Consider the following 24,212-nt stretch of genomic DNA (forward strand, 5'->3'; position numbering starts at 1 on the left):
CCATGAGCCGTGCGTGGCGTTGTCACGGTCGGACGGCGGTGCCGTGACGAGGGGCGGACAGGGTGACGGTGTGCCAGTAGGGCTTGGTCAGGAGGGTGTGACAGATGGCGGACGAGACCCGGCGGGACGACTGCCCCGCCATGCGGCCCGCGGTGCGGGAGACGTACGGTCCGGCCGATCTGAGCGGGCTGCAGATCTTCGCCGGAGGGTTCATCAACTTCGGGTACTGGCAAGCCGTTGATCTGGATCTCCCGCTCGACGAGGCGCAGCGGATCCGCAGCCAGGAGGACCTCTACCGGCTGGTCCTGGACACCGCCGGAGCGCTGCGCGGGCAGCGGGTGCTGGAGGTGGGCTGCGGGCTCGGCATGGGCTGCGCGCTGACGTTGCGGGAGTACGCTCCCGCCGAGGTCACCGGCATGGACATCCACCCCGAACAGCTGCGGCGGGCCCGTGCGGCGCAGGCCGGCCTGCTGGGGCGGGAGCCGGAGCGGCTGCGGTTCGTCCAGGGAGCCGCGGAGCAGATGCCTTCGGCAGCGGGCGAGTTCGACGCCGTGATCAGCGTGGAGGCCGCCCAGCACTTCCCGGATCTGGTCGCCTTCGCCGCCGAGACCGCGCGGGTGCTGCGGCCGGGCGGCCGGGCGGCGGTCACCAGCTTCTTCACCGTCGACGACGCGCCGGGCCGGCCCGGTGAACTCGCCAAGCTGCTGGAGACGTTCGCGGACGGCCTGGACATCGCCCGGCCGGTGGCGGCACTCGCGCAGGCGTTCACGGCGGCCGGGCTCACGCAGGTGCGCGTCGAGTCGATCGGGTCGCAGGTGTGGCCCGGGTGGGACAGCTGGCTCTCCCGGTGGTGGGCGCCGGGGACCTGGCCGCGCAACTTCCTGCCCGCCTACCGGAGCGGGCTGCTGGACTACTACGTCGTCACGGCCGTGAAAGAGGGGGCCGACCAGTCCCCTTGATCGGCCGGGTCGCGTAGCGTGTGACATGTACCATTCCATTGACGCTCCGCCGCCGGGCCCTGCCCGGCGGCGCGCCGAAGGGACGGCCCATGGCATCTCTCACCCGCGTTCCCGGCCTCCTGCACGGCGGGGACTGGAGCCCCGAGCAGTGGCCCGAGGCGGTCTGGGCCGAGGACCTGAAGCTGATGAACGAGGCCGGGGTGAACCTGGTCACCATCGGCGTCTTCGCCTGGGCCCGGATCCAACCCGACGCCGACAGCTGGGACTTCGGCTGGCTCGACCGGCTGCTGGAGCTCTGCCACGCGCACGCGGTCGCCGTCGACCTGGCCACCGCCACCGCCTCACCGCCCGCCTGGCTGGTCCGCGCCCACCCCGAGCTGCTCCCGCAGACCGCGGACGGGGTGCGGCTGGAGTTCGGCTCCCGCCAGCACTACTGCCCCTCCTCCCCCGTCTACCGGGCCGCCGCCGTCCGGCTCACCAAGGCGCTGGCCGAGCGCTACCACGCCCATCCGGCGCTCGCGCTCTGGCACATCCACAACGAGTACGGCGACCACGTCGCGGAGTGCTTCTGCCCCGAGTCCGCCACCGCCTTCCGCCGCTGGCTGCGCGAGCGGTACGGCGAGCGCATCGCGGAGCTCAACCGCTGCTGGGGCACGGCCTTCTGGTCGCAGCACTACGGGCAGTTCGAGGAGATCGAGCCGCCGCGCACGGCGCCGGGACCGGTCAACCCGACGCAGCTCCTGGACTGGCGCCGGTTCTGCTCGGACGCGCTGCTGGCCCTGTACCGGGCCGAGAAGGCCGTCCTCGACGAGGTCGCGCCCGGCGTGCCGGTCACCACCAACTTCATGTCGATGCTCAAGTCGCTGGACTACTGGGAGTGGAGCCGGCACGAGGACCTCGTCTCCGACGACGCCTACCCCGACCCGGCCGACCCGCGCGCCCAGGTGACCGCGGCCATGAACTACGACCTGATGCGCTCGCTCAAGGGCGGCCGGCCCTGGCTGCTGATGGAGCAGGCGCCGTCCGCCGTCAGCTGGCGGCCGGTCAACCTGCCGAAGCCGCCCGGGCTGTACCGGCTCTGGTCGCTGCAGGCGCTGGCCAGGGGCGCGGACGGGGTGCTGCACTTCCAGTGGCGCGCCTCGGTGGCCGGGGCGGAGAAGTTCCACAGCGCGATGCTGCCGCACCGGGGTACCGCCTCGCGCGGCTGGCGGGCCACCGTGCGCCTGGGCGCCGAGCTGCGCCGGCTGGGCGAGATCGCCGGCAGCCGGCTGCGCGGGCAGGCGGCCGTTCTGCTCGACTGGGACAGCTGGTGGGCGCTGGAGCTGGACGACCACCCCTCCGCCCGGATGCGCTGGCCCGAGCTGCTCGGGCCCTGGTACGCGGCGCTGCACGAGCGCGGCATCACCGTCGACTTCGTCCCGCCCACCGGCGAACTCGACGGCTACCGGCTGCTGCTGGCCCCCAACCTGTACCTGCTCGACATCGCCACCGCCGACCGGCTCACCGCCTACGTGCGGGCCGGCGGCCACCTGGTCTGCGGACCGTTCAGCGGGATCAGCGACCGGCACGACCACATCCACCCCGGCGGCCACCCGGGGCCGCTGCGCCCGCTGCTGGGCATCGTCGTGGACGAGCACCGGCCGATCCCGGACGGCGCGGCGACCGCCGTCCGGCTCGGGCCCGGCCCGGGGCCGCGCGAGCTGCGGGCCGTCACCTGGAGCGAGTGGATCGAACTGGAGGGCGCCGAGCCCCTCGCGCACTACGCCACCGGCGAGCTGGCCGGGCGACCGGCCGTCACCCGGCACCGCCACGGCCGCGGCAGCGCCTGGTACCTGAGCTGCCACCTCGGCTCGGACGTCGGCCCCGTCCTCGAACTGCCGCTCGCCGAGGCCGGGGTGACCCCGGAGCTGCCGGGCCTGCCGCCGGGCGTCGAGGCCACCCGCCGCCGGGCCGCCGACGGGACCGGCTACCTGTTCCTGCTCAACCACGGCCCGGCCGAGTGCCACGTCCCGCTGGACGGCGGGACCGACCTGCTCACCGGCGCGGAGGTCACCGGCGGCGTGACCCTCGCCCCGCTCGGCGCCGCCGTCGTCCGCATCCCCCGCGCCACCGCGCCCACGCCCGCGCCCACCCCCGAGCCCGCTGAGGAGCACCTATGAGCCCGCTGAGCCGCCGTCACTTCCTGGCCACCACCGCCGCGGGCCTCACCCTGGCCGGCGGCCTCGGCGCCCCGGCCGCCGCGGCCGCTGACGCCGACGCTGACGCCGGTACCGACGCCGCTGCCGGCGAGCGCTGGGCCGATGTGCTGGACCTGCACGGCACCCCCGCCCAGGCCTACCCCGGCGACGCCGCCGACAACAACCCGATCAACGTCTTCGCCGACCTCGGCGCCTGGCACGCCTACGCCCTGCCGCGCCCGCAGGACCCCCTCGGTGGTTTCACCGGCCCGCTCCACCTGGCCCAGGAGTACCCGTGGTGGCTCAGCGACGGCTTCAGCCGCCTGCTCCTGAGCGAGCAGGGCCGGGCGCTGGACCTCACCGCCGGCGGCGCCCCCGAACTCCAGTCGCTGCCAGGCCTGTTACGGCAGTCCTACGACCTGGGCGGCGGGCTCACGCTCACCCTTGAGCTGCGCTTCGCCGGTCATCGCACCGCCCTGGTCCGGGCCCGGCTGGTCAACGACGGCCCGGGCGAGCGGATCCTGACGATCGCCTGGAGCGGCACGCTGCTGCGCCCGGCCGACGCCCCGCAGCACGACGCACCGGCCCTGGTCACCGCCCCGCGCGGCGTCGGCGTCCGCTTCGCGCGGGTACGGCAGACCTGGGACTACCTCACCGACGGCACCGAACGCTTCGAGGTCCGCCACGCGGATCCGGTCCGCAGCACCGTCAGCGGCGACAGCTACCGCACCGAACTGGCCGACGCGGTACGGCTGCTGCCGGGCACCGGCCGCACCCTGGACTGGACCGAGAGCTACACCTTCACCGACGCCGAGCACACCCGCGCCGTCACCGAGGCGGACGCCGCGCTACGCGACCCGGAGGCGGTCGCGGTGGCGGGCGCCGCGCGCTGGGCCGGCTACCTCGCGCGGGCCACCGAGGGCCTCGCGGCCGCGCGAGCGCGCACGGCCGTCAAGTGCGTCCAGACGCTGGTCACCAACTGGCGCAGCCCGGCCGGGCAGATCCGGCACGACGCGGTCACCCCCTCGCTCTCCAACAAGTGGTTCAACGGGGTGTGGGCCTGGGACACCTGGAAGCAGGCCGTCGGCACCGCCGTCTTCGCGCCGGGCCTGGCCGCCGACCAGATCCGGGCGATGTTCGACCACCAGATCGCCCCCGGCTCGCCCGACCGCCCCGGCGACGCGGGCATGATCCCGGACTGCATCTTCTACAACGACCCGAGCACCGGCGGCGGCAACTGGAACGAGCGCAACTCCAAGCCCCCACTGGCCTCCTGGGCCGTCTGGGAGGTCTACCGGCACGGCGGCGACCGCGCCTTCCTGCGCGAGCTGCTGCCCAAGCTGACCGCCTACCAGCAGTGGTGGTACCGCGACCGGGACCACGACCGCGAGGGACTGTGCGAGTACGGCGCCACGGTGGACCCGGGCAACGCCACCCCGGAGGACTGCCGCCAGGCCGCGGCCTGGGAGTCGGGCATGGACAACGCCCCGCGCTTCGACGCGGCCCTCGGCGCCACCGTCGTCGCCAACCGCGGCCCGGACGGCACGCTGCTGGGCTGGTCCCTCACCCAGCGGTCCGTCGACCTGAACGCCTACCAGGCCGCCGACCACCGCTACCTGGCCGCCATCGCAGCCGAGTTGGGTGATGCGCCCACCGCCGACCGGCTGCGCGGCCAGGCCCAGGCGATCGACCGGGCCGTCCGCGACACCATGTTCGACCAGGCCGGCGGCTGGTTCCACGACACCGACCTGACCACCGGCGCCCGCCTCACCGCCCGCGGGCGCGGCATCGAGGGCGCGATCCCGCTCTGGTCCGGCACCGCCTCGCCCGCCCAGGCCCGAGCGGTGCGCGCACTGCTGCTCGCCCCCACCGAGTTCGGCACCGCGATGCCGTTCCCGACGGTCGCCCGCAGTTCCGCCTTCTTCGACCCGGCCGGGTACTGGCGCGGCCTGGCCTGGATCGACCAGAGCTACTTCGCGCTGGAGGGCCTGCGGCGCTACGGCTGGCAGCAGGACGCTCGCCAGGTGACGGACCGGCTGCTGGCGACCGCCGAGGGGCTCACCGGCGACGGGCCGGTGCGGGAGAACTACGACCCGCTGACCGGCGCGGGGCGCAACTCCACCAACTTCAGCTGGTCGGCGGCGCTGCTCCTGCTGCTCCTGCACGGCTGACCGGCCCCGGCACCCCGGGACCGGTCAGCCGTTCAACGGCCGGTCTCGGAGCGCCCCGAACGCAGCCGGGCCGCTGCCGCCCGGCCGTCACACACCGAGCTGGAACTTCTCGTTACCGGAGCCGGGCACGCAGTCGAAGAGGATCATCGGCGTGAGGTTGGCCCAAGTCGGCCCGGCACCCGAGACGTTCAGGCAACGGCCACTCGCCGGGTTCAGGAGCTGGCCGTCAGCCGTCAGCCGGAAGCTCTCGTTCGGCGCACCCTGCACGCAGTCGAACAGGATCATCGGCGTGCTGTTGCCCCAGGCCGGCCCGGCACCCGAGACGTTCAGGCAACGGCCACTCGCCGGGTTCAGGAGCTGGCCGTCAGCCGTCAGCCGGAAGCTCTCGTTCGGCGCACCCTGCACGCAGTCGAACAGGATCATCGGCGTGCTGTTGCCCCAGGCCGGCCCGGCACCCGAGACGTTCAGACAGCGACCACTCGCCGGGTTCAGGACCGCACCGGCCTGGGGAGCGGGGGCGTTCGGGTCGTCCGTGACCAGCAGGAACTTCTCGTTGTCCTGGCCGGGCACGCAGTCCCACAGGATCATGGGCGTGCTGTTGCCCCAGGCCGGCCCGGCACCCGAGACGTTCAGGCAACGGCCACTCGCCGGGTTCAGGAGCTGGCCGTCAGCCGTCAGCCGGAAGTTCTCGTTCGGCGCACCCTGCACGCAGTCGAACAGGATCATCGGCGTGCCGTTGCCCCAGGCCGGCCCGGCACCCGAGACGTTCAGACACCGACCACTCGCCGGATTGACGAGCTGACCGTCGGCGGAGAGCTGGAACTTCTCGTTTCCGGAGCCGGGCACGCAGTCGAAGAGGATCATCGGCGTGAGGTTGGCCCAGGTCGGCCCGGCACCCGAGACGTTCAGACACCGACCACTCGCCGGATTGACGAGCTGATAGGTCCGCTTGGTCAGGCTGCTGATCCAGTCGGCGAGGTCGTCCACCCGGGTGCTGTGGGCACCGGCCTGGGTGTCGGTGGCGCCCAGGCAGCCGCCTTGCCAGGAGCGGCTGGTGACGGCGGCGAGCTCGGAGCCGCCGTTCTTGGCGCGCAGGGCGGGACCGCCGGCGTCGCCCTTGCAGACGGTGGCGTCGGCCGGAGCGGTGGCGGCCAGGTCGACGGCGGTGGCCGCGACGGTGCCGGTGGTGAACGTCGCGTTGTGGGGCTGGTTCGGCAGCCACTCGGTCCTGGTCCGGCCGAAGCCGAGGACCTGGAGGTTCTCGCCGGTGGCGGGTGCGGTGGTGGCGACCGGAACGGGAGCCACCCCGGTGACGGACTCGGCCAGGCGGACCATCACGAGGTCGCGGTCGGTGCGGGGCGCGAGTTCGGCGACCTCGATGCCGCGGCCGGCGATGGTGGCGGTGGTCCTGCTCCTGGGCAGGCCGGCGGGAACGGTGGCGAGGTCGTCCGGCTTGTCGGTGAAGCAGCTGGCCGCCGACAGCATCCACTGCGGGGTGATCAGGGTGGCGGTGCAGGCGCGGGATCCTGGGTGGCCGGGCCGGCCGACGGTGACGGTGCCGACCGCCGGGTTGGGGTTGGCACCGGGCGAGGCGGCCGGTCCGTCGGTGGCGATCAGCTCCAGCAGCGTGGTCGCACCGGTGGCGCTGCCCTCGCCGACCGGGGTCCAGTCGTTCTTGTTGATGTCGCGACTGGTGACCGTGCCCGCCGTGTTCAGCGTGGCCGTGATCGCGTGGTCGTCGCCCTTGATGTTGTAGACCTGCGGGATCTCCATCGACAGGTAGCCGGTCCGGTCCGTGATCCTGAAGCAGACGTGGCTGGAGGTCGCCACCCGGCTGTACAGCTCCACCAAGCCCGGTCCTGACGCGCAGTCGGCGAGCACGAAGTGACCGTCACCCGACTTCAGCGTGATCCCCTGGGCGGCGAGGATCTGCGCGCTCCCCGGGTAGGAGAAGTCCTCCACCGCCGACGGCACAGCCGGTGCCGTCGCGGTCGCGGTCGCCGTCGCCGTCGCCGTCGCCGTGGCCGGGAACGAGAAGCCGGCTACGACCGGCACTGCCAGCGCCGCCACCAACGGCCATATCAGTCTTCTGCGCATCAGAGAAACGACTCCCCAGGTGATGAGATGCCCAGGGAAACATCAAGACTTCGCCAATGACCCCCGAGCCGACGAAATTCGAACCTCGCGGACCGTACTGGCCGTAATTCGCGCACGTCAAACAGGACGACTCACCTGACAGCACAGCAGACCCGCCGAGCAGGCGGCCTACCATCTGTCATGAGCGGGCGTCAATCCATCGAAGGTCCGACCACGAACCAGGTGATTCCGGGCAAGTCACAGCAAGGGGGCGGCCTGATCCGGCCGCACCACGTGACGCGCATCACGAGGGTAAAGCCGATCTATTGGATGTCCCATGCACTGGATTGCCGGTTCCCGCCGTCGCCGCTCATCGCCCGAGGAGCCGCCGCAGCCAGCGGGAGCGGGCCGCGCGGGCGTCCCGGCTGAGTACGGCCTGCGGTGCGAGTGTGTCGAAACCGTGGAACGCGCCGGGCCAGACGTGCAGTTCGGCGTCACCGCCGGCCTGCCAGATCGCGTTGGCATAGGCGACGGCCTCGTCCCGGAAGGTCTCGGCCGACCCGACCTCGACATAGGCCGGGGGCAGTCCGGACAGCTCGGTGGCGCGGGCGGGGGCCGCGTAGGGCGGCAGGTCGGCGGCGCCGTAGCGCTCGCCCAGCAGGGCCTGCCACCCGGTCGCGTTGGAGGTGCGGTCCCAGGTGTCGCGGCCTGCCATCTGGTGGCTGGAGAAGGTGCTGCCGCGGTCGTCGAGCATCGGGCTCAGCAGCAGTTGGCCGATCGGCACCGGCCCGCCGCGGTCGCGGGTCAGCAGAGCGAGCGCGGCGGTCAGTCCGGCACCGGCGCTCTTGCCCGCGAGGATGACGCGCTCGGCGTCGATGCCGAGTTCGGCCGCGTGCTCCACCGCCCGGACGAGTCCGGCGTAGCAGTCCTCCACGGGTCCGGGGTAGCGGGTCTGCGGGGCCAGGCGGTACTCGACGGAGATGACGGCCAGCCCCAGCGGCAGGGCCCATTCGCGCAGCACCCCCGGCAGGACGGACCAGGCGTTGCCCATGACCATGCCGCCGCCGTGCAGGTAGTACACGAGCGGCAGCGGCCCGGCGACCCCGGCGGGGCGGGCGCTGACCAGGGTGACCTCCCGCCCGTCCGGAGCGGCCGGCACCCGCAGCTCGGCCACCTCGAACCGGCCCTCGGCCCGCAGCTCCTCGACCGTGGGCCTGGGCCGGACCCCTGCATCCAACTGCTGCCTGGCCGCGAGGTTCTCCGGGGTGAGCGGCTCCCTCATGGCTTCCCCCAGGGCCGCCAGCACGGTATCCAGCTCCGGATCGAAGGGGGGCGCGGGCCGGGCGGACGACCCCACCGGTATTCCCTCGGCAGTCACAACAGGCCTTCCTTTCTCAAGTGCCGGATGCCGCAGGGCATTCCGGCAGGGGCGCTGGTCCGCTCCCGTGCGGCGGATCTGCTCCAGCGGGTAGGGGGTCTCCCGGTCCTCGCGCTGCAGGCGGCGGTAGAAGCCGGACATCACCGTGGCGAGCGGCGCGTGCCGGGCCAGGATCGCCGCCGCCGCGTCGGGGATGCCCTCGGCCGAGCTGCCCTCGGCGTAGGCGCGCACCAGTGCGTCACGCTCGTCCCCCCGGAGGCCGTGCAGGGTGGTGACCAACCAGTGCACCAGGTGCGTGACGGTGTAGCAGCGGTCGTAGCTGCGGTGCCGGTCGAAGAACTCGGCCTCCTGCGCGGCCAGTTCGAAGCGGGAGGAGAGGGCGAGGCCGTAGTCGGCGAAGTAGAGCCGGCGGCCGTCGGTCAGGATGTTCTCGAAGTGCGCATCGAAGTGGAGCAGCCCGCGCGCGTTCATGAACGAGGTGACGGACGCCAACTCCCGCTCCACCATGGCACAGGCGCGGTCGGCGGCCCGGCCGCCCGCCTGCAACTGTTCGCCCAGCCACTGGCCCAGGGTCTGCGGGAGGTACTCCAGGAAGAGCGCGATGCTCGCCGGTGCCTGCTGGAGGGCTTCGAGCCGGCCGCGGACCTCCTCCCGGCCGCCCCAGTAGGCAACGGCCCCTGCCACGTCGGCCAGCTCCTCCGGCAGCCCGGGCGGCGCGGTGTTCGGCAGCACGCGCCAGTGGTACGTCAGCGGGAATCCCGCGTGCTGTCCGGCGAGTACCCAGTTCGTGGTCATGGTGTGCACCGCGAGTTCGCGCCAGGCCCCGAAGCCGGGGCTGCCGATGCCGTAGTGGCAGAAGGCGGGCAGCGAGAAGAGGTTCACGGTGGACCGGGTGTGTTCCGGCAGCGTCTCCAGGGCGGTGAGCGGGACCAGCTTCACGAAGACCGGGGTGCCCGCCACCTCCAGCAGCGCCGTCCGTCCGCCGATGCCGCTGCCCAACGGAGCAGCCGCGTCGAGGAGTTCGCGCAGCTCGTGATCACTGCGCAGCGCCAGCGAGGTGGCGACGGCGCTGTGGGCGGCCAGCCGCGCATCCGGTGACCTGTCATCGTGCTTCACTCCGGCACCCACCTGGCACCGACCCCCGATCGGTTGCGACTGCGGCCAGGGTCGTCCAGGACGGGCCGGTGACGACCGCCCTGGACAACCCTCGTGAACCGCACCCTACGTGAACGATCGTCAGAAGGCCGCCGTGCGGTCCTCGCTGCGCGGATCGATCACCTGGTGCCGGGCGTGGACGCCCGCGCGCGACTCACGACGCCAGGGGCGCGCGTAGGCCACCGACTCGGCGGCGGCCTCGGAACCGTCGTCGAGGTCCACCACCGCCAGCGACGGCGAACCGTCCGCGGGGCACCGTTCGATCCAGTCGCCGTTCGGGGCGATGACCCCGGACGGCGCGGTGGCGCTGTGCTGGGTCGGCACCGAGAAGCTGACCCAGTAGCCGTTGGCCGCGGCGTGACCCTGGGCCTGGGCGCCGGCATTGCCCGGCCGGACGCCGGTGGTGGAGAACAGGACGCAGTCGACGTCGAGCTTCTCGTACTCGGCGAACAGCTCCGGGTAGTGGATCTCGATGCCGAGCAGGCAGCCGAAGCGCACGCCGTCGACCTCGAAGGTCACCGGCGAGGTGCCCGGCGAGTACAGGTAGGAGACCTTGGTGTTCGACAGCAGGCGCTCGTCGTAGCGGGTGACGACCTCGCCGTGATCGGAGATGACGTAGAGGCTGTTGTGCGGGCGGTTCGGCCCGGTCAGGCGGTGCACCGAGGCGATCACCGTCCACAGCCGCAACTCGCCTGCCAGCTGCGCGATCGCGGCCAGCTCCGCCTGCAGCACCGGCCACTGGCACCGGTCCCAGTCCGCCGGACCGACCGCGTCCGGGCCGTCGACGGACATCACGAGCTTGTGGGGGAAGCAGATCGCGCCCTCCGGGAAGTGCACGATCCTCGCGCCCCGGGCACTCGCCTCGCGCATCAGCGCGCGGACCTGACGGCCGCTGTCGCGCAGCGCCGCCACATCCCGGGGATCCTCGCGAACGGGGGTCTGCGCGACGGCGAGCCGCACGCTCGCGGAGTTGACGGCGTCCGGTACGCCCTCTCGCACGGTCACGTGCACGGCCTCCTGCCCGGCCTCTCGCACGGCCTCGCCGGACGGAGCCGGGCGGAAGTGTCGCAGGGCGGAGGTGTAGGACTCGCCGGTCTTGGCGGCGCGGGCGCGCACCTGGCGCTTGAAGTTCTTGTGGGCTGTCATCGCGGCCTTCCACGCCCAGGGCAACGGCTCCCCAGCAACCCCGCCCGAGGCGAACGGGCTGCAACAGCGAACCTGAGACGCTGGTCCCTTTGCCTCCACTGGGAGACCGTGCTGGGGACGGTCGCGGGAGGTTCGGCGTAGGCCACGCGGTTTGCCATGATGCCGCCGCCCGTCGGCGCCGTCAACCACCGCCGCCTGCGCGGTCAACTCTCCAGGGCCGCTCTCGCCTTCAGCGGCTCCCACCAGGCGCGGTTCTCGCGGTACCAGGTGACGGTGGCCGCCAGGCCGTCCTCGAAGCGGACCTGCGGCTCGTAGCCGAGCTCGGTGCGGATCTTGCCGATGTCCAGGGCGTAGCGCCGGTCGTGCCCCTTGCGGTCCTCGACGTACTCGACCCTCCCCCAGTCGGCTCCGACAGCCGCCAGCAGCAGGCCGGTGAGCTCCTTGTTGGTCATCTCGGTGCCGCCGCCGATGTGGTAGATCTCGCCCGCGCGGCCGCCGCGCATCACCAGGTCGATGCCCCGGCAGTGGTCCGAGACGTGCAGCCAGTCGCGGATGTTGCCGCCGTCGCCGTACAGCGGCACCGTGCGGCCGTCGATCAGGTTGGTGAGGAACAGCGGGACGACCTTCTCCGGGAACTGGTGGTGCCCGTAGTTGTTGGAGCAGCGGGTCACCACCACGTCCATGCCGTGGGTCCGGTGGTAGGCCAGCGCCAGCAGGTCGGCGCCCGCCTTGGCAGCGGAATACGGGGAGTTGGGGGCCGGCGGCCACTCCTCCGTCCAGGAGCCCTCGCTGATCGAGCCGTACACCTCGTCGGTGGAGATGTGCACGAAACGGCCGACACCGTGCCTGCGGGCGGCGTCCAGCAGGACCTGGGTGCCGACGACATTGGTCGTCACGAAGGGGCCCGCGCCGACGATCGAGCGGTCGACATGCGACTCCGCGGCGAAGTTCACGACCACGTCCTGGCCTGCCATGACGTGGTCGACGGCCACGGGGTCGCAGATGTCGCCCCTGACGAAGGTGAAGCCCGGCAGGCCCGCGACCGACGCGAGGTTGGCCTCGACGCCGGAGTAGGTCAGCTTGTCGAGGACCGTGATCCGGGCCGTGGCGTCGGTGGCGAACTGCCGGCGGACGAACTCCGAACCGATGAAGCCGGCACCGCCAGTGACGAGAATGTGCATAGTGTGCGAAGTGTAGCGACCGGGCGGCGGGCGGCGGCGGCCGGACACTCGACGGTGAGCGCCGGCCCGGCATAAGGTCGTGGACGCGGCATCGCGTGTCGGTCACCGACCGGGTGAGGCATGGAGGTGTCCGCGAGTGCCTTACGGAGGCATGTCGCTCATGTCAGTCGAGTTGAACCACACCATCGTTCACGCCCGGGACAAGCGGGAATCCGCCGAGTTCCTGGCAGGGATCCTCGGCCTGGAGGTCGGGGCCGAGTGGGGCCCCTTCGTTCCGGTCGCCACCGCGAACGGCGTCACGCTGGATTTCGCCAGCATCCCCGTCGAGTCGATCACCAGTCAGCACTACGCCTTCCTGCTCTCCGACGACGAGTTCGACGCGGCGTTCGCGCGGATCCGCCAGGCCGGGCTGACGTACTACGCCGATCCGCAGATGAAGCAGGCCGGCGAGATCAACCACCATCACGGCGGGCGCGGGCTGTACTTCCTGGATCCGGTCGGCCACGGCATGGAGATCATCACTCACCCCTACGGCAGCCACCCCACGACAGCCGGGTAGCGCGATCCTGCTGCTCCCTTCCGAACGGCCGCCCCGGGCCAGGCCGTTCGGAAGGGAGCCGACTCGATGGCCCGATGGGCTCAGCCCGTCCAGCACGTCAGGCACGTCAGGAGGGCAGTGCGGCCGGGCTGTCCGTTGCGGTACGTCCGGCTTCCGCCGCGTCCGCCCGTGCTGCGTCCACCTGCGCCGCACCGGCCCCGCTGCGCCGCGGCGCGACGAGGACCGTCAGCGCCGCGATGCCGATCACCGACGCACCCACCCACAGTGCCGGGACCAGGCCGTCGACGAAGCGCTCGGGGCTGGTGTAGTCCCCGTGCGCGGTGAAGACGGCGGTGAGGACGGCGACGCCGAGCGCCCCGCCCACCTCCCGCAGCGCGTTGTTGACCCCCGAGGCGACGCCCTGCTCCTGCTCCCGGACCGAGCTCATCAGCAGCGTGGCGACCGGGGCGAAGAAGAGCGCCATGCCGGCCCCGGAGAGCACCAGCGCGGGGACCTGCGCGGCGTAGCTGACGTGCGCCGTGGCGACCGACGCGAACCAGCCCAGACCGGCCGCCTGCAGGCCCAGCCCGACCGCGATGATGTTCCGGCCACCGATCCGGTCCGCCAGCATGCCGGCCAGCGGGGCGACCAGCATCGGCATACCGGTCCACGGGAGCATCCGCACGCCCGCCTGCATCGGGCTGAACCCCTGTGCCGCCTGCAGGAACTGACTGAGCAGGAAGATCGCCCCGAACATGCCCAGGGACATCAGCGTGCTCGCCGCGTTCACCGCCGAGAAGGCCCGGCTGCGGAACAGCCGCAGCGGCACCGCCGGCGCCGGGCTGCGCCGCTCCCAGAGGAGGAAGGCGATGAGCAGCGCCCCGCCGACGATCAGGCCGGCCAGCACCGGGCCGCTGGTCCAGCCGTCGTCGTTGCCCCGGATGACGGCGTAGACGATCCCGAACAGGGCGACGCTGGCCAGCGCCGTGCCCGGGATGTCGAGCCGGTTGTCGGGGCCGACGCTCTCGGTGAGCCGGAGCCGGGCCAACGGCAGCAGGAGCAGGCCGAGCGGAACGTTCAGGGCGAAGATCCACTGCCAGGACAGGTGCTCGACCACGGTCCCGCCGATCAGTGGCCCCATCGCCACCGCGATGCCGTTGACCGCGCCCCAGGCACCGAAGGCCAGTCCGCGCCTGGCCGCCGGCACCGCCGCGGTGAGCAGGGTCAGGCTGACCGGGGTGAGCATCGCGGCGCCGACGCCCTGCACGGCCCGGGCTGCGATCAGGGCGCTGATGTTCGGGGCCAGCGCGGCCGCGAGCGAGGCGAAGGTGAAGACGCCGAGCCCCGCGATGAAGACCCGGCGGCGGCCGAAGCGGTCACCGAGCGCCGCGCCGAGCAGCAGCAGGACGGCGAAGCTGAGGGTGTAGGCGTTGACCGTCCACTCCAGGTCGCTCATCCCGCCGCCGAGGTCGCGGCGTATGGAGGTCAGTGCGGTGGTGACGACCAGGTTGTCCAGCGCGGCCATGAATCCGGCGGTGCTGGCGATCGCGAAAGCCCAGACGGCCGGGTTGCCTCTGCGCATGGGGACTCCTCACAAGACACAGGTGGTGCGTGCGGACCGATGAAGGTAGTAATCACTCAATAACTTTTGCGCTCACAGAAAGCCGGGCCCGCGCGGAGCGACCCTGGTTAGGGCCTGTCCGGCAAGCCCTGGTCACACCCCTGCTCCCCCATGCCGAACCCCTCCCAGAGCCGGTGCCCGGCCGGAAAGCCCATGGCGAGCAAGGTGTTGATCAACATCCCACGGGCGAAGAACTCCGTGATCTCCTCCGTGCTCATGCCGGCGGCCACCCGCACCGAGTCCCAGAGGTCCATCCACAGCGCCCGCACCGCCTCCCCCACCTCGGCGTCCCCCTTCGCCTCCGCGGCGGCCGTGGAGACGTACATCTGCATCTGCATCAGCAGCAGGCTGCGGTCGGCCATCAGCTCGACATACGCCTCCCCCATGGCCTCGGCCCGGTCCTTCGGATCGTCCAGGCCCTCGACCGCCTTGAGGAAGGTCGCCTTGATGTCCTGCGTACAGCGGCGCACGGTCGCCTCGAAGAGCGCCCGCTTGCTGGGGAAGAGCCGGAACAGATAGGGCTGCGAGACACCGACCCGCAGGGCAATCGCCTGCGTCGACGTGCCGTTGTAGCCACGCTCGGCGAACTCGATCATCGCCGCGCGGATGACGCTCTCGCGCCGCTCCTCCGCCGACATCCGTCTACTCGCTCCTGCCATGACCCTCAAGTTATTGGCCAATCACTAACTACGTCAAGACCGACCGCCGCCAAACCCCGGACACCGCCAGGCCCCGGACACCGCCAGACCCCGGACACCGGCGCAGCACCGGATCCGGCCAGCTGCGACCAGCGGATCAGGCAGGTTCCCGCTTCTGCTGAGCCTGCCGGGCCGACTGCTCCAGGCGGTCCTGGCGGCGGGCCGTTCGGATCGCCAGGGTGGCGAGCAGGGCGGTGAGGGGGACCTCGGCGATGAGGGCGAAGGCCCAGGCCGTGTACCAGTCCGCGCCGGCGAGGGCGGTCATCGTGTCGAACCAGGCGTCGATGCCGAACAGCGTGGCCGTGGCGGCCGCCACCGGGGTCAGCAGGGCCGGGCGCCCTGGGTACAGCAGGGCCGTTCCGAGGAGCCCGATGAGCTCCAGGACGTCCAGGCCGATCCACGAGCTGGACCAGTTGCGCACCTCGGCGTGCCCTTGTGAGGCCGCGCCCATCATGAAGATCCACACCATGAGCACCACCGCCAGCGTGGCCAGCCCCAACCGCAGCCGTGCCTCGTAGCGCTCCTCGAAGATCCGCATCTGTTCCCCCAGCCTCGTCAGATGATGATCATCATATTCGAAGCAGTGAACAGGGCTACGGTGGTCAACAGGAGGCCGGGATCGTGGCGCATGGGCCTCGTCCGTCACCGCTGTGATCGGAGGAACCGCGATGGGGCACCAGGAGACCCGAGCGGCGCTGGATCGGCACTGGGCAGCGTCCGCCGCAGGGGACCAGGACACCGAGCACGCGATCTACCACGACGACGCCGTCGTGGATTACCCCCAGTCGGGCGAGCGCATCCGCGGGCGTCACAATCTGCAGGCACTCCGCTCGCACCATCCCGCCGAGCTCGATTTCACCATTCGCCGGATTCTCGGCAGCGGCGATCTCTGGGTCACCGAATACGTGATGGCCTACGACGGCAGTCCGGTGTCCGTCGTCAGCGTGATGGAATTCCGCGACGGAAAAGTCGCTCACGAGACCCAGTACTTCGCGGATCCATTCGCCCCGCCCGCCTGGCGTGCCCGCTGGGTGGAACCGGCACCGTGACGCAGCCGGGCTCAGTGGAGGTCGACCGTGAGACGGTCGGCTCGCAGGTCCAGTTGCTCGACCTCGACGGGGTCCGCGCCCGCGACGAGCCCGGGAGCGCTGAGCCGGACCGGGAAGGCGTCGACAAGGTGCCAGGTCACCAGGGGTTGGGCACCGGACTCACTGGTCAGGCTGATGGCGACGTTCCGCCGGTCGATCCGGTCGAGGAGAAAGGCGTTGAGCCAGCCGCGGAAGGCGGCCGACCTCGGCACGGCGCCGTGTCGCAGTGAGACGTCAACCGGATGGTTCTGGGCCGGCATCGGAAACACGTGGCCCATGCCGTCGTCGCATTCGACGATGTCGTGACCGATGTCGAGACCGGCGGCGGTGAGAAAGGCGACCGCCTCGCCGTCCACGGTGAGGCGGAAACGAGGGGCGAGTCGGGGACGGGACACGGAATTCCTCCGATGGGAGAACGGCAGCGGTGCAGGCGGGCCGCAGGGCCTTTCCCTCGCTGTTCCCGCTCCGTCACCCAGCCTCGCACCGCGCCCGGCCGCCCAGGGTCCACCGGTCGGAGGACGGCTCGGAGGACGGCTCCGGGAGGCAGAACATCCGGTGCGGCACGGCGAAGGAGAGGGTGGCCGGCTTGGGGCAACGGCACGTTCGCGGGCGGACGACGAACGGTCGGGCGGGAACAGTCCGGTGACGAACGGTCAGGCGGGGACGGACTGGGGGAAGTGGAAGACGCCCTGCGGGTCGTAGTGCTGCTTGACCTGGCGCAGCCGGGGCGCGTTCGTGCCGTAGTAGGCCTGTTCCCAGGAGGCCAGCTGGGGGTCGACGTAGTTCTGGTAGGCCTGCCCGCTGGCATAGGGGCGCACGGCGGTCCACAGGTCGTTCAGCCAGCTGCGCGACTGGTCCACGCCGACGCCCGAACCTGCGCCTGAGCCGGGGTAGTTGGCGGTGTACTGGGCCAGGAAGAGCGCGTCGCGGTGGACGAAGGCGGTGTCGCCCGGTGCGACCCGGTTCACCGCGCCGCCCAGCGCGTCGAAGGCCACTCCCGCGCTGCCGCCCTGGGGCGCGGTGCGGGCGTAGCGGGCCACGGCGTCGACCAGGGACGCGATGCCGGTGTCGGGCAGCGCCTCGGTGAAGAAGTCGGAGCGGGCCGCGTACGACTCGCGGGTGAGCCGGCCCTGCGGGTTCTGCCCGGGGAGCGAGCCGGGCAGGTGGGCGGCGGCCTGGGTCCAGCCCGACACTCCCCCCATCACCTGCATGGTCTCCAGGAAGGACTTGGTGTGGACCGGCGCGCTGCTCGGTTGGACCCCCAACCGGCTGATCAGGTTGGACAGTTCGCTCGCCGGACCGAGGTACACGGCGGTGCTGCTCAGCTCCAGCCGCCCGTCCGGCCAGGCCAGCAGGTGCAGATCGGCCCAGAGCTGGTCGGGGGCGGTCGGCGCCCAGGCCTGCCAGGCCCGCACCACCGCGGCCGCGGACGACCAGGGCCAGGAGAGGAAGGCGTAGGAGCAGTCGACGGCGGGCCGGGTGCGGAAGTCCAGCGAGGTGACCACGCCGAAGTTGCCGCCGCCTGCGCCGCGCAGCGCCCAGAAGAGGTCCGGCTCGCTGGACGCGTCGGCCCGCAGGATCCGCCCGTCCGCGGTGACCACCTCGGCGCCGGTCAGGCTGTCGCAGGTCAGTCCATAGGCCCGGGAGGTCACCCCGACACCGCCGCCGAGGGTCAGCCCGGTCACCCCGACGCTCGGGCAGGACCCGGCGGGTATCGCCGCGCCCTGGCCGGCCAGGCCCGCGTACACGTCGATCAGCCGGGCGCCCGCGCCCACCGTCGCGCCGCCGCCGGAGGCGGTGACCGCGTTCAGCCGCCCGACGTCCAGCACCAGCCCGGGACCCGCGGACCAGCCGCCGTAGTTGTGCCCGCCGCTGCGCAGGGCCACCGGCAGGCCGTACCGGCCGGCGAAGGCGAGTGCGGTGACCGCGTCCTGGGCGTTCGCCACATACACCACCCCGCCGGGCCGCACGCCGTCGAACTGCGGTTGGTACTGCCGGGCGGCGGCCGTGTACTGGGCGTCCCCGGGGCGGATCAGGCTGCCCTGGAGGTCCTTGGCCAGCGCGGTCCAGTCGGCGGGGCCGGCCGAGGTGGCCGGTGCGCTCGGGGATGCGCCGGGGGCGGAGGCGGCGGCAGAGGTGGCGGACCGGCTCCCGGCGGGGCCCGGTGCGGTACTCGGCGCGGGCCCGGATCCGGTGGCGGCGCGGGAGGTGCAGCCGGTCAGCGCCGCGGCCGCGGCAGCCCCGACGCCGAGCCGCAGCAGGGCGCGTCGGTCCACCGGCTGCCGGTCCAGCGGCTGCCGGTCCAACGGCTCGGGCGAGGCCGGCGAGGGTGCGGTCTGCTGGGTCATGGGCTGCTCCGCCTGCTGGGCCGCTGTTCGAGCGGTGTTCGTGTCGCGGGTACGACGCGCCGGCGAGCCGGGCCGGTTGCACGAGCGTATGCCCGCGTGGTCGGGCCCGCCGCTCCCTGCCCCACCACCGCGACCACCGCGACCACCGCGACCACCGCGACTATGCGTGCTTCCAGGCGCTGGCGCCGATCTGGCCCGTGGTTCCGAGGTCGAGTTCCGGTGTCACGATCACACTCGGCGCCCCGGTCTGTGCCGTCACCCGGACGTAGGGGACGTTCACGGGGTCGCCCGATCCGGTGGTGTTGCGCCAGGCCAGGGTGGCGGAGGCGGATTCGCCCGGCTGCAGCGTCACGGGCTGGGGCGCGGCATCGGGCACGACCCCGGTGGCGATCCGGTCGGTGCCCTGCAGGATCCGGATGCCGTCCACCGGCTTCCGCTCCTCGTCGAGCACCTGGAGCCGGGGGTAGCCGTTGACGCGGTAGGCACCGGATCCGCAGTTGGTCAGCCGGAGTCCCATCGCACGCAGTCCCATCGCGGCCTCGACCTCGCCGGCCGCCACGCGGATCCCGGAGGGCGGGCAGACTCCCGCCGCGACGGGTGCCTCGGAGGTCGGCACCGCCCGCACCTTGGCGATCCGCAGCTGTGACCCGGCCTTGGCTGTCCCGGACCCGGACGCTCCGGACCCGGACGTCACGGACCCGGCGGTCATGGACCCGGACTGCCCGGTGTCGACGGCCTGCCGGACGGTCCGGCCGGGCGCCACGGACGCCACGGTCTGCGGGATGCTGTCCAGCACCTCCCCCGCGGTGTTCAGCACGGAGAAGGTGACGGTGTAGGTGAACGGTTCGCTCTCGGTGTTGGTGACCTCGAACTCGGGCGTCGACCCCGGGGACGTGCGGCACCCGGGGCTGACGATGGTCACGTTCTCCCGCTTGGACCCGGCGGCCCCACCGGTGGGCGTCGGTACCGCGCACGTCGGCGCGGCGGAGCTGTTGGCGCTGTTGACGCTGTTGACGTCCCGCGATGCGCATCCGGTGAGGACCACGGTGCCGACGAGGACGGCGGACAGGACGAAGGGGGTGGTGTGACGCATCGGCTCAGCTCATCAGGAGTCGATCTTGCAGGGCAGTGAAGCAGACCACAGATCCTGTCACAGGCCCGTCACAGCCCGCCCAGCGGCCCAGTCGCACGGGCGGCCCGGGCACACCGGCAACCCCGCTGCCGTCCCGGGCGCGTCGCACTGGTGCGGCCGCCGACGGGTCTGGTACGGATCAGGGCAGCCACACACCCCCCACGAACGGAGCAGCCCGCCATGGCGGACGTCCCCAGCCGACCCACCCTCGCCGTCACCGGCGCCTCCGGCCGTCTCGGCGGGCGCGTTGCCCGCCTGCTGGCCGCCGCCGGCCTGCCGCAGCGGCTGCTCGCCCGCAACCTCGCCAGGGTCCCCGCGCTGCCGGGTGCCACCGCCCTGTCCTGCTCCTTCGGCGACCGCGAGGCCGTGGTCCGGGCGCTGACCGGCGCCGAGCGCGTGCTGATGGTCTCCGCCGCCGAGGCGCCCGACCGGCTTGAGCAGCACCGCACCTTCGTCGACGCGGCCGTCGAGGCGGGGGTCGGGCACCTGGTGTACATCTCGTTCTACGGCGCCGCGCCCGACGCCACCTTCACCCTGGCCCGCGACCACTGGCACACCGAGCAGCACATCCGCGCCAGCGGGCTGCCCTTCACCTTCCTGCGGGACAACCTCTACGCCGACTTCATGCCCTTCATGGTCGGCGAGGACGGCGTGATCCGCGGGCCCGGCGGTCAGGGACGCGCCGCCGTGGTCGCCCAGGACGACATCGCCGAGGCCGCCGCGGCCGTGCTCGCCCGGGCCCCCGAGCATGCCGGGGCGACCTACGACCTGACGGGTCCGCACGCGCTCACCTTCGAGGAGATCGCCGCGGTGATCGCGCACACGACCGGGCGTTCCGTCGACTACCACGCCGAGACGGTCGCGGAGGCCTATGCCTCGCGCGCCCACTACGGTGCGCCGGACTGGCAGCTCGACGCCTGGGTCTCCACCTACACCGCGGTGGCCGCCGGCGAACTCGACGGCGTCAGCGACGCCATCGAGCGGCTGACCGGCCACCCGGCGACCGACCTCACGGCCGTGCTGCGCGCCGCGCGGGGCTGAGCGCCGGCACGCGGCTCAGGTGACGCGGCTCAGGTGACGCGGCTCAGGTGACGCGGCTCAGACGGCGCGGCTCAGACGGCGCGGCTCAGGTGACGCGGCTCAGGTGACGCGGTTCAGACGGTGGGGCTCAGTCGGCGCGGCTCAGGTGGCGGCCGACGGGCGCGGGCCCAGGGCCTGCGTCTCGACGCGCGGCAGGACCATCACGCCCGCCGCCACCAGCAGCGCGCCCACCGCCTCGGGGAGCAGCCACCAGCCGGTGCGCACATGCTCGCCGTACACCAGAATGCCCAGGGCCAGGCTGGTCACCGCGTCCCCGAGGGTCAGGGCGGGCTGGGAGGCCAGCAGCGGGCCCGACTCCACCGCGTTGGAGAGCAGGAAGAGCGAGCAGCCGCCGACCGCGGCGAAGGCGTAGGTGGCCCAGCAGGTGAAGAACGCGGTGACACCGTGGCCGGCGGCGCTGACGGAGGTCTTCATCAGCGCCGCCGTCAGGGCGTAGCCGATCGCCGCCGACGCGCCGAACAGGGCCGCCCGGGCCTTGCCCCGGCCGTAGGGCAGGGCCGCCAGCACGCAGCAGACCATGGCGCCGCCGCCGGCGGCCAGGGTCAGCACCCAGACCGCGGCCGCGGCGTGGTCACGCCCGCCGGAGGGGGCGGCCGAGGCCAGGGCGAGGCCGATCCCGAGGGTGACCGCGATGATCCCGAACCAGCCCAGCGACGGCAGCCGGCGCCGGAAGACCGCGCAGGCGATCAGCAGCACGAAGGTCAGCTCGGTGACGAAGATCGGCTGGACCAGGGCCAGCGAGCCCACCGCCAGCGCCAGCGCCTGGAAGACCGCCGCACACAGGACCGTGAGCATCCCGCCCAGCCAGGCCGGATGGCGCACCAGGTCGAGCATCAGCCGCAGGCTGAACGCGTCGCTCTGCGGCACCGTCCGCGCGGCGGAACGTTGCAGCACCATGGCACTGGCGTTGCTCAGCGCCGCGAGAACGGCGAAGACCACGGTGAGCACAACCGCCACGGGCTCATCTCCCTGCCACTGGTGACACTGCTTCAGCAGCACGCTACACAGTGGTGAGCCGATCCTCCCGCTCGATCGGTGATCCGTCGCGCCGCTCCCGCCTCCTTCCGGCCGGGAATCCCACGCCCGGGCCGCCGGGCCGACGCCGTGGACGGCTCGGCCCGGGCACCCTCAGCCGCCGAGGCGGCGCACGACACGGACCCGGGCACCGCGCTGGGGCACCAGGACGATGTTGCGCATCGTCGCCGGCTCGTCGGTCCACCGGTCCGGCCGCAGCTCGACGTGGCGCAGCACCGTACGCAGGATCACCTCCATCTCGACCTCGGCGAACTGCGCCCCGAGGCACCGGTGGACGCCGCCCCCGAACGGGAGGAAGGCCCGCAGCGGCGGATCGGGCTCCAGCCAGCGCTCCGGCCGGAACGCGGCGGCGTCCGGCCCCCAGATCCCGGGGTCGGAGTGGATCGCGGCCAGCGACGGCCAGACGAAGGTCCCGGCCGGGAGCCGGTATCCGCCCAGTTCGACCGGGGCGGTGAGCCGGCGGGCGACGTTGTAGCTGGTCTGCCGCAACCGCAGGGTCTCGCGGACCACCGCCATCCGGTACTCGTCCTGCGGGTCGTCGAGGCCCTTGCGCAGCCTGACGAGCACGTGCGGGTGGCGGAGCAGCCGCTCGAACATCCAGGCCGAGGCGACCGCCGTGGTCTCGAATCCGCCGGCCAGCAGGGTGACGAGTTCGACCCGGACCAGCTCGTCGTCCACCTCGCCGGCGCCGCCGTCCAGCAGCGCGGCGAGCACGTCCGGCCGCCCCTCGCGGCCGGCGTCGCGCCGCCGGCGGCCGATCTCCTCGAACAGCAGCTCGTCCGCGTGGTCCAGGCGCCGGGCCTTCCGCCGCCAGGGCCCGACCCCGGCCAGCCGCGGCCAGACCCACATCAGCATGTCCGGCGTTTTGATGTCGACCACCTGGCGCAGCGCGGCGACGAACCGGTCCAGCCGGGCCGGCTCCTCGACGCCCAGCACGGTCCGGACGATCACCCGCAGGGTCAGCTCCCGCATCCGGTCGACCAGGGTGACCGTGCCGCCGACCGGCCAGCGCGCGACCTCCTCCGCCGCCAGCTGCTCCATCAACGGCACCACGCGGGCCAGCCGTTCGCCGTGCACGGCGGGCATCATCCGGCGGCGCTCGGAGCGGTGCATCGGGCCGTCCAGCGCCAGCACGGTCCGTTTGCCGAGCAGCGGCTCGAACAGCGCGTTGTTCTCGCCAACCGGATAGGTCTGCGGCCCGCCGAGGACGACCGTGCGGACGTCCTCCGGGGCGCAGAGCACCACGAGCCTCCCGATCGGGGCGACGCGCAGCGTGAAGGTGTCGCCGTACCTCGCCCGCACCGCCGGGAAGTAGGTGTTCCGGCCGCTCCAGACCAGCAGCGACTGCAGCGCGGCCGGGGTGCGCGGCCCCGGCGGCAGTTCCTCGCCGGGTGACGGCACGGTCGGGTGGATCTCCGGCCGCCAGCCCTGGAGCCGCTCGGCGACGGGCCGGTACGGGCAGCCGGCGGCGGTCTCGTCCACGGTCGTCGCCCCGACCGGGCCGGGCGGGGTCTCCCGGGGCGCGGTCACTTCCACCCCGGGAAGTAGGGGTCGACGGGAAAGCTGGGGACGGGTTCGGCGTGGTCCGGATCGAGCGCGTTGAGGACGTGCAGCCAGGCGCGCTCGTTGTAGATGATGCCGGCGTGCTCGGAGAGGTCCTCCGGGCAGTCGTCCTGGAGCAGGATGTTGGTGACGTTGTCGCCGTCGAGGAAGGCCTTCTTGTAGGGCGTGACGATCTGGTCGTGCTCGGTCATGATCACGGTGTACCGCGGACCGGGCCGGGTGTCGCCCTTGCCGTAGATCAGCTCGATCATCTCGGAGTCGGGGGCACCCTGGTCGCAGAGCGGGAAGATCCGGCGGGCCATCAGGTGGTACGACCGCGGGGAGGCGTTGCGGAACACGTAGGTGAGCGTGGAGAACGAGACGCCGTGGTTGGACGGCGCGATCGAGACCGCCTTCTCGACGTTGGGATACCCCTCCAGCACGTTGAGGTAGTACTGCATCAGCAGCCCGCCACCGCCGGAGTGGCCGACCAGGTCGACCTTGGGAACGCCGGTGAGCCGCTTGATCCGCTCGACCTCCTCGGCCAGTTGCTCCCCGCCCTCACGCAGGTCCGCGCACCCGTTGACGGGCACCTCGAAGCGGCCGGCCCAGCTCGGCCGCCCCCAGTTCATGGTGAACACGCAGTAGCCGTGGTTGCGCAGGAACGGCGCCCCGGCCTGGAAGTTGAAGGACTGGTTGGACATGAACGCGTGCAGCAGCAGGACGGGCCTGGGGTGCTCCTCGGTCGGCCGGACGGCCGGGTCGTTGGCACCCGGCGGGGGCTTGCCCGGCGTCCAGTAGGCCTTCACCCCGGCCCGCATGTCCCAGGGCACGGGCAGCAGGCCAGTCCCCGGACGGCGGGACAC

The 24,212-nt window shown here is 72.6% G+C and carries 19 protein-coding genes; 6 read left to right on the top strand and 13 right to left on the bottom strand.

Annotation, left to right across the window (positions count from 1 at the left end):
• Positions 1-104 precede the first annotated feature (104 nt).
• From ACFZB9_RS08795 to ACFZB9_RS08805, 3 genes are all read left to right on the top strand, one after another.
• Positions 105-959 carry a class I SAM-dependent methyltransferase gene (locus ACFZB9_RS08795; protein WP_391444985.1) on the top strand — a complete coding sequence of 285 codons (855 nt, stop codon included), beginning with the start codon at positions 105-107 and terminating at the stop codon, positions 957-959.
• Between the two features lie 89 nt (positions 960-1,048).
• Positions 1,049-3,118: a beta-galactosidase gene (locus ACFZB9_RS08800; protein WP_391444986.1), complete on the top strand. Its 2,070-nt coding sequence runs from the start codon at positions 1,049-1,051 to the stop codon at positions 3,116-3,118.
• A complete protein-coding gene (locus ACFZB9_RS08805; RefSeq protein WP_391444988.1) occupies positions 3,115-5,307 on the top strand; it encodes a trehalase family glycosidase in 2,193 nt (730 codons plus the stop codon). Before ACFZB9_RS08800 ends, ACFZB9_RS08805 begins: the two co-directional genes overlap by 4 nt.
• An 87-nt stretch (positions 5,308-5,394) precedes the next feature.
• Here the strand turns inward: ACFZB9_RS08805 and ACFZB9_RS08810 are convergent, their stop codons facing one another.
• From ACFZB9_RS08810 to rfbB, 4 genes are all read right to left on the bottom strand, one after another.
• Positions 5,395-7,404: an RICIN domain-containing protein gene (locus ACFZB9_RS08810; RefSeq protein WP_391444990.1), complete on the bottom strand. Its 2,010-nt coding sequence runs from the start codon at positions 7,402-7,404 to the stop codon at positions 5,395-5,397.
• A gap of 349 nt (positions 7,405-7,753) precedes the next feature.
• Positions 7,754-8,665 (bottom strand): alpha/beta hydrolase, encoded by a 912-nt coding sequence (locus ACFZB9_RS08815; RefSeq protein WP_391445197.1) that lies wholly within the window; start codon positions 8,663-8,665, stop codon positions 7,754-7,756.
• Positions 8,666-9,997: 1,332 nt separating this feature from the next.
• Positions 9,998-11,062, bottom strand: coding sequence for a carbon-nitrogen hydrolase family protein (locus tag ACFZB9_RS08820; RefSeq protein ID WP_391444991.1), 1,065 nt, complete (start codon positions 11,060-11,062; stop codon positions 9,998-10,000).
• A gap of 203 nt (positions 11,063-11,265) precedes the next feature.
• On the bottom strand, positions 11,266-12,243 hold the full coding sequence (gene rfbB / locus ACFZB9_RS08825; protein ID WP_391444992.1) for a dTDP-glucose 4,6-dehydratase: 978 nt from the start codon (positions 12,241-12,243) through the stop codon (positions 11,266-11,268).
• Between the two features lie 160 nt (positions 12,244-12,403).
• Between rfbB and ACFZB9_RS08830 the strand changes: the two genes are divergently transcribed.
• The gene (locus ACFZB9_RS08830; protein WP_391444994.1) at positions 12,404-12,802 is read left to right on the top strand and encodes a VOC family protein; all 399 of its coding nucleotides are present in this window, start codon (positions 12,404-12,406) and stop codon (positions 12,800-12,802) included.
• A 106-nt stretch (positions 12,803-12,908) separates the two neighbouring features.
• Here the strand turns inward: ACFZB9_RS08830 and ACFZB9_RS08835 are convergent, their stop codons facing one another.
• The 3 genes from ACFZB9_RS08835 to ACFZB9_RS08845 form a co-directional block, all read right to left on the bottom strand.
• Entirely contained in the window at positions 12,909-14,363 is a 1,455-nt protein-coding gene (locus tag ACFZB9_RS08835; protein ID WP_391444996.1) for a DHA2 family efflux MFS transporter permease subunit, read from the bottom strand.
• A 107-nt stretch (positions 14,364-14,470) separates the two neighbouring features.
• Positions 14,471-15,040 (bottom strand): TetR/AcrR family transcriptional regulator, encoded by a 570-nt coding sequence (locus ACFZB9_RS08840; protein WP_391444998.1) that lies wholly within the window; start codon positions 15,038-15,040, stop codon positions 14,471-14,473.
• Between the two features lie 157 nt (positions 15,041-15,197).
• Positions 15,198-15,638 carry a hypothetical protein gene (locus tag ACFZB9_RS08845; protein WP_391445000.1) on the bottom strand — a complete coding sequence of 147 codons (441 nt, stop codon included), beginning with the start codon at positions 15,636-15,638 and terminating at the stop codon, positions 15,198-15,200.
• A gap of 130 nt (positions 15,639-15,768) precedes the next feature.
• On the opposite strand from ACFZB9_RS08845, the gene ACFZB9_RS08850 reads away from it, so the two are divergent.
• Positions 15,769-16,149 (top strand): nuclear transport factor 2 family protein, encoded by a 381-nt coding sequence (locus ACFZB9_RS08850; protein WP_391445002.1) that lies wholly within the window; start codon positions 15,769-15,771, stop codon positions 16,147-16,149.
• Positions 16,150-16,160: 11 nt separating this feature from the next.
• On the opposite strand, the gene ACFZB9_RS08855 is transcribed toward ACFZB9_RS08850, so the two are convergent.
• The 3 genes from ACFZB9_RS08855 to ACFZB9_RS08865 form a co-directional block, all read right to left on the bottom strand.
• Positions 16,161-16,583 carry a phage tail protein gene (locus tag ACFZB9_RS08855; RefSeq protein WP_391445003.1) on the bottom strand — a complete coding sequence of 141 codons (423 nt, stop codon included), beginning with the start codon at positions 16,581-16,583 and terminating at the stop codon, positions 16,161-16,163.
• A gap of 258 nt (positions 16,584-16,841) precedes the next feature.
• Positions 16,842-18,536: an FAD-binding oxidoreductase gene (locus ACFZB9_RS08860; protein ID WP_391445005.1), complete on the bottom strand. Its 1,695-nt coding sequence runs from the start codon at positions 18,534-18,536 to the stop codon at positions 16,842-16,844.
• 160 nt (positions 18,537-18,696) lie between these two features.
• A complete protein-coding gene (locus ACFZB9_RS08865; protein WP_391445007.1) occupies positions 18,697-19,629 on the bottom strand; it encodes a DUF4232 domain-containing protein in 933 nt (310 codons plus the stop codon).
• A gap of 219 nt (positions 19,630-19,848) precedes the next feature.
• On the opposite strand from ACFZB9_RS08865, the gene ACFZB9_RS08870 reads away from it, so the two are divergent.
• Positions 19,849-20,709 (top strand): SDR family oxidoreductase, encoded by an 861-nt coding sequence (locus tag ACFZB9_RS08870; protein WP_391445008.1) that lies wholly within the window; start codon positions 19,849-19,851, stop codon positions 20,707-20,709.
• A gap of 141 nt (positions 20,710-20,850) precedes the next feature.
• On the opposite strand, the gene ACFZB9_RS08875 is transcribed toward ACFZB9_RS08870, so the two are convergent.
• The 3 genes from ACFZB9_RS08875 to ACFZB9_RS08885 form a co-directional block, all read right to left on the bottom strand.
• Positions 20,851-21,726: a DMT family transporter gene (locus tag ACFZB9_RS08875; RefSeq protein ID WP_391445010.1), complete on the bottom strand. Its 876-nt coding sequence runs from the start codon at positions 21,724-21,726 to the stop codon at positions 20,851-20,853.
• 171 nt (positions 21,727-21,897) lie between these two features.
• Positions 21,898-23,334, bottom strand: a complete 1,437-nt coding sequence (locus tag ACFZB9_RS08880; RefSeq protein WP_391445012.1) for a cytochrome P450 — start codon at positions 23,332-23,334, stop codon at positions 21,898-21,900.
• Positions 23,331-24,212 carry an esterase/lipase family protein gene (locus tag ACFZB9_RS08885; RefSeq protein WP_391445014.1) on the bottom strand — a complete coding sequence of 294 codons (882 nt, stop codon included), beginning with the start codon at positions 24,210-24,212 and terminating at the stop codon, positions 23,331-23,333. Before ACFZB9_RS08885 ends, ACFZB9_RS08880 begins: the two co-directional genes overlap by 4 nt.

The organism is Kitasatospora sp. NPDC008050 (assembly GCF_042957465.1).
GTDB lineage: Bacteria > Actinomycetota > Actinomycetes > Streptomycetales > Streptomycetaceae > Kitasatospora.

Excerpts from the sequence above, each read along its gene's own strand:
- rfbB (WP_391444992.1), bottom strand. The coding sequence starts at position 12,243 with ATGCACATTCTCGTCACTGGCGGTGCCGGCTTCATCGGTTCGGAGTTC.
- ACFZB9_RS08840 (WP_391444998.1), bottom strand. The coding sequence starts at position 15,040 with ATGTCGGCGGAGGAGCGGCGCGAGAGCGTCATCCGCGCGGCGATGATC.
- ACFZB9_RS08800 (WP_391444986.1), top strand. The coding sequence starts at position 1,049 with ATGGCATCTCTCACCCGCGTTCCCGGCCTCCTGCACGGCGGGGACTGG.
- ACFZB9_RS08835 (WP_391444996.1), bottom strand. The coding sequence starts at position 14,363 with ATGCGCAGAGGCAACCCGGCCGTCTGGGCTTTCGCGATCGCCAGCACC.
- ACFZB9_RS08805 (WP_391444988.1), top strand. The coding sequence starts at position 3,115 with ATGAGCCCGCTGAGCCGCCGTCACTTCCTGGCCACCACCGCCGCGGGC.
- ACFZB9_RS08860 (WP_391445005.1), bottom strand. The coding sequence starts at position 18,536 with ATGACCCAGCAGACCGCACCCTCGCCGGCCTCGCCCGAGCCGTTGGAC.
- ACFZB9_RS08810 (WP_391444990.1), bottom strand. The coding sequence starts at position 7,404 with ATGCGCAGAAGACTGATATGGCCGTTGGTGGCGGCGCTGGCAGTGCCG.
- ACFZB9_RS08815 (WP_391445197.1), bottom strand. The coding sequence starts at position 8,665 with ATGAGGGAGCCGCTCACCCCGGAGAACCTCGCGGCCAGGCAGCAGTTG.
- ACFZB9_RS08850 (WP_391445002.1), top strand. The coding sequence starts at position 15,769 with ATGGGGCACCAGGAGACCCGAGCGGCGCTGGATCGGCACTGGGCAGCG.
- ACFZB9_RS08795 (WP_391444985.1), top strand. The coding sequence starts at position 105 with ATGGCGGACGAGACCCGGCGGGACGACTGCCCCGCCATGCGGCCCGCG.
- ACFZB9_RS08820 (WP_391444991.1), bottom strand. The coding sequence starts at position 11,062 with ATGACAGCCCACAAGAACTTCAAGCGCCAGGTGCGCGCCCGCGCCGCC.
- ACFZB9_RS08845 (WP_391445000.1), bottom strand. The coding sequence starts at position 15,638 with ATGCGGATCTTCGAGGAGCGCTACGAGGCACGGCTGCGGTTGGGGCTG.
- ACFZB9_RS08865 (WP_391445007.1), bottom strand. The coding sequence starts at position 19,629 with ATGCGTCACACCACCCCCTTCGTCCTGTCCGCCGTCCTCGTCGGCACC.
- ACFZB9_RS08830 (WP_391444994.1), top strand. The coding sequence starts at position 12,404 with ATGTCAGTCGAGTTGAACCACACCATCGTTCACGCCCGGGACAAGCGG.
- ACFZB9_RS08870 (WP_391445008.1), top strand. The coding sequence starts at position 19,849 with ATGGCGGACGTCCCCAGCCGACCCACCCTCGCCGTCACCGGCGCCTCC.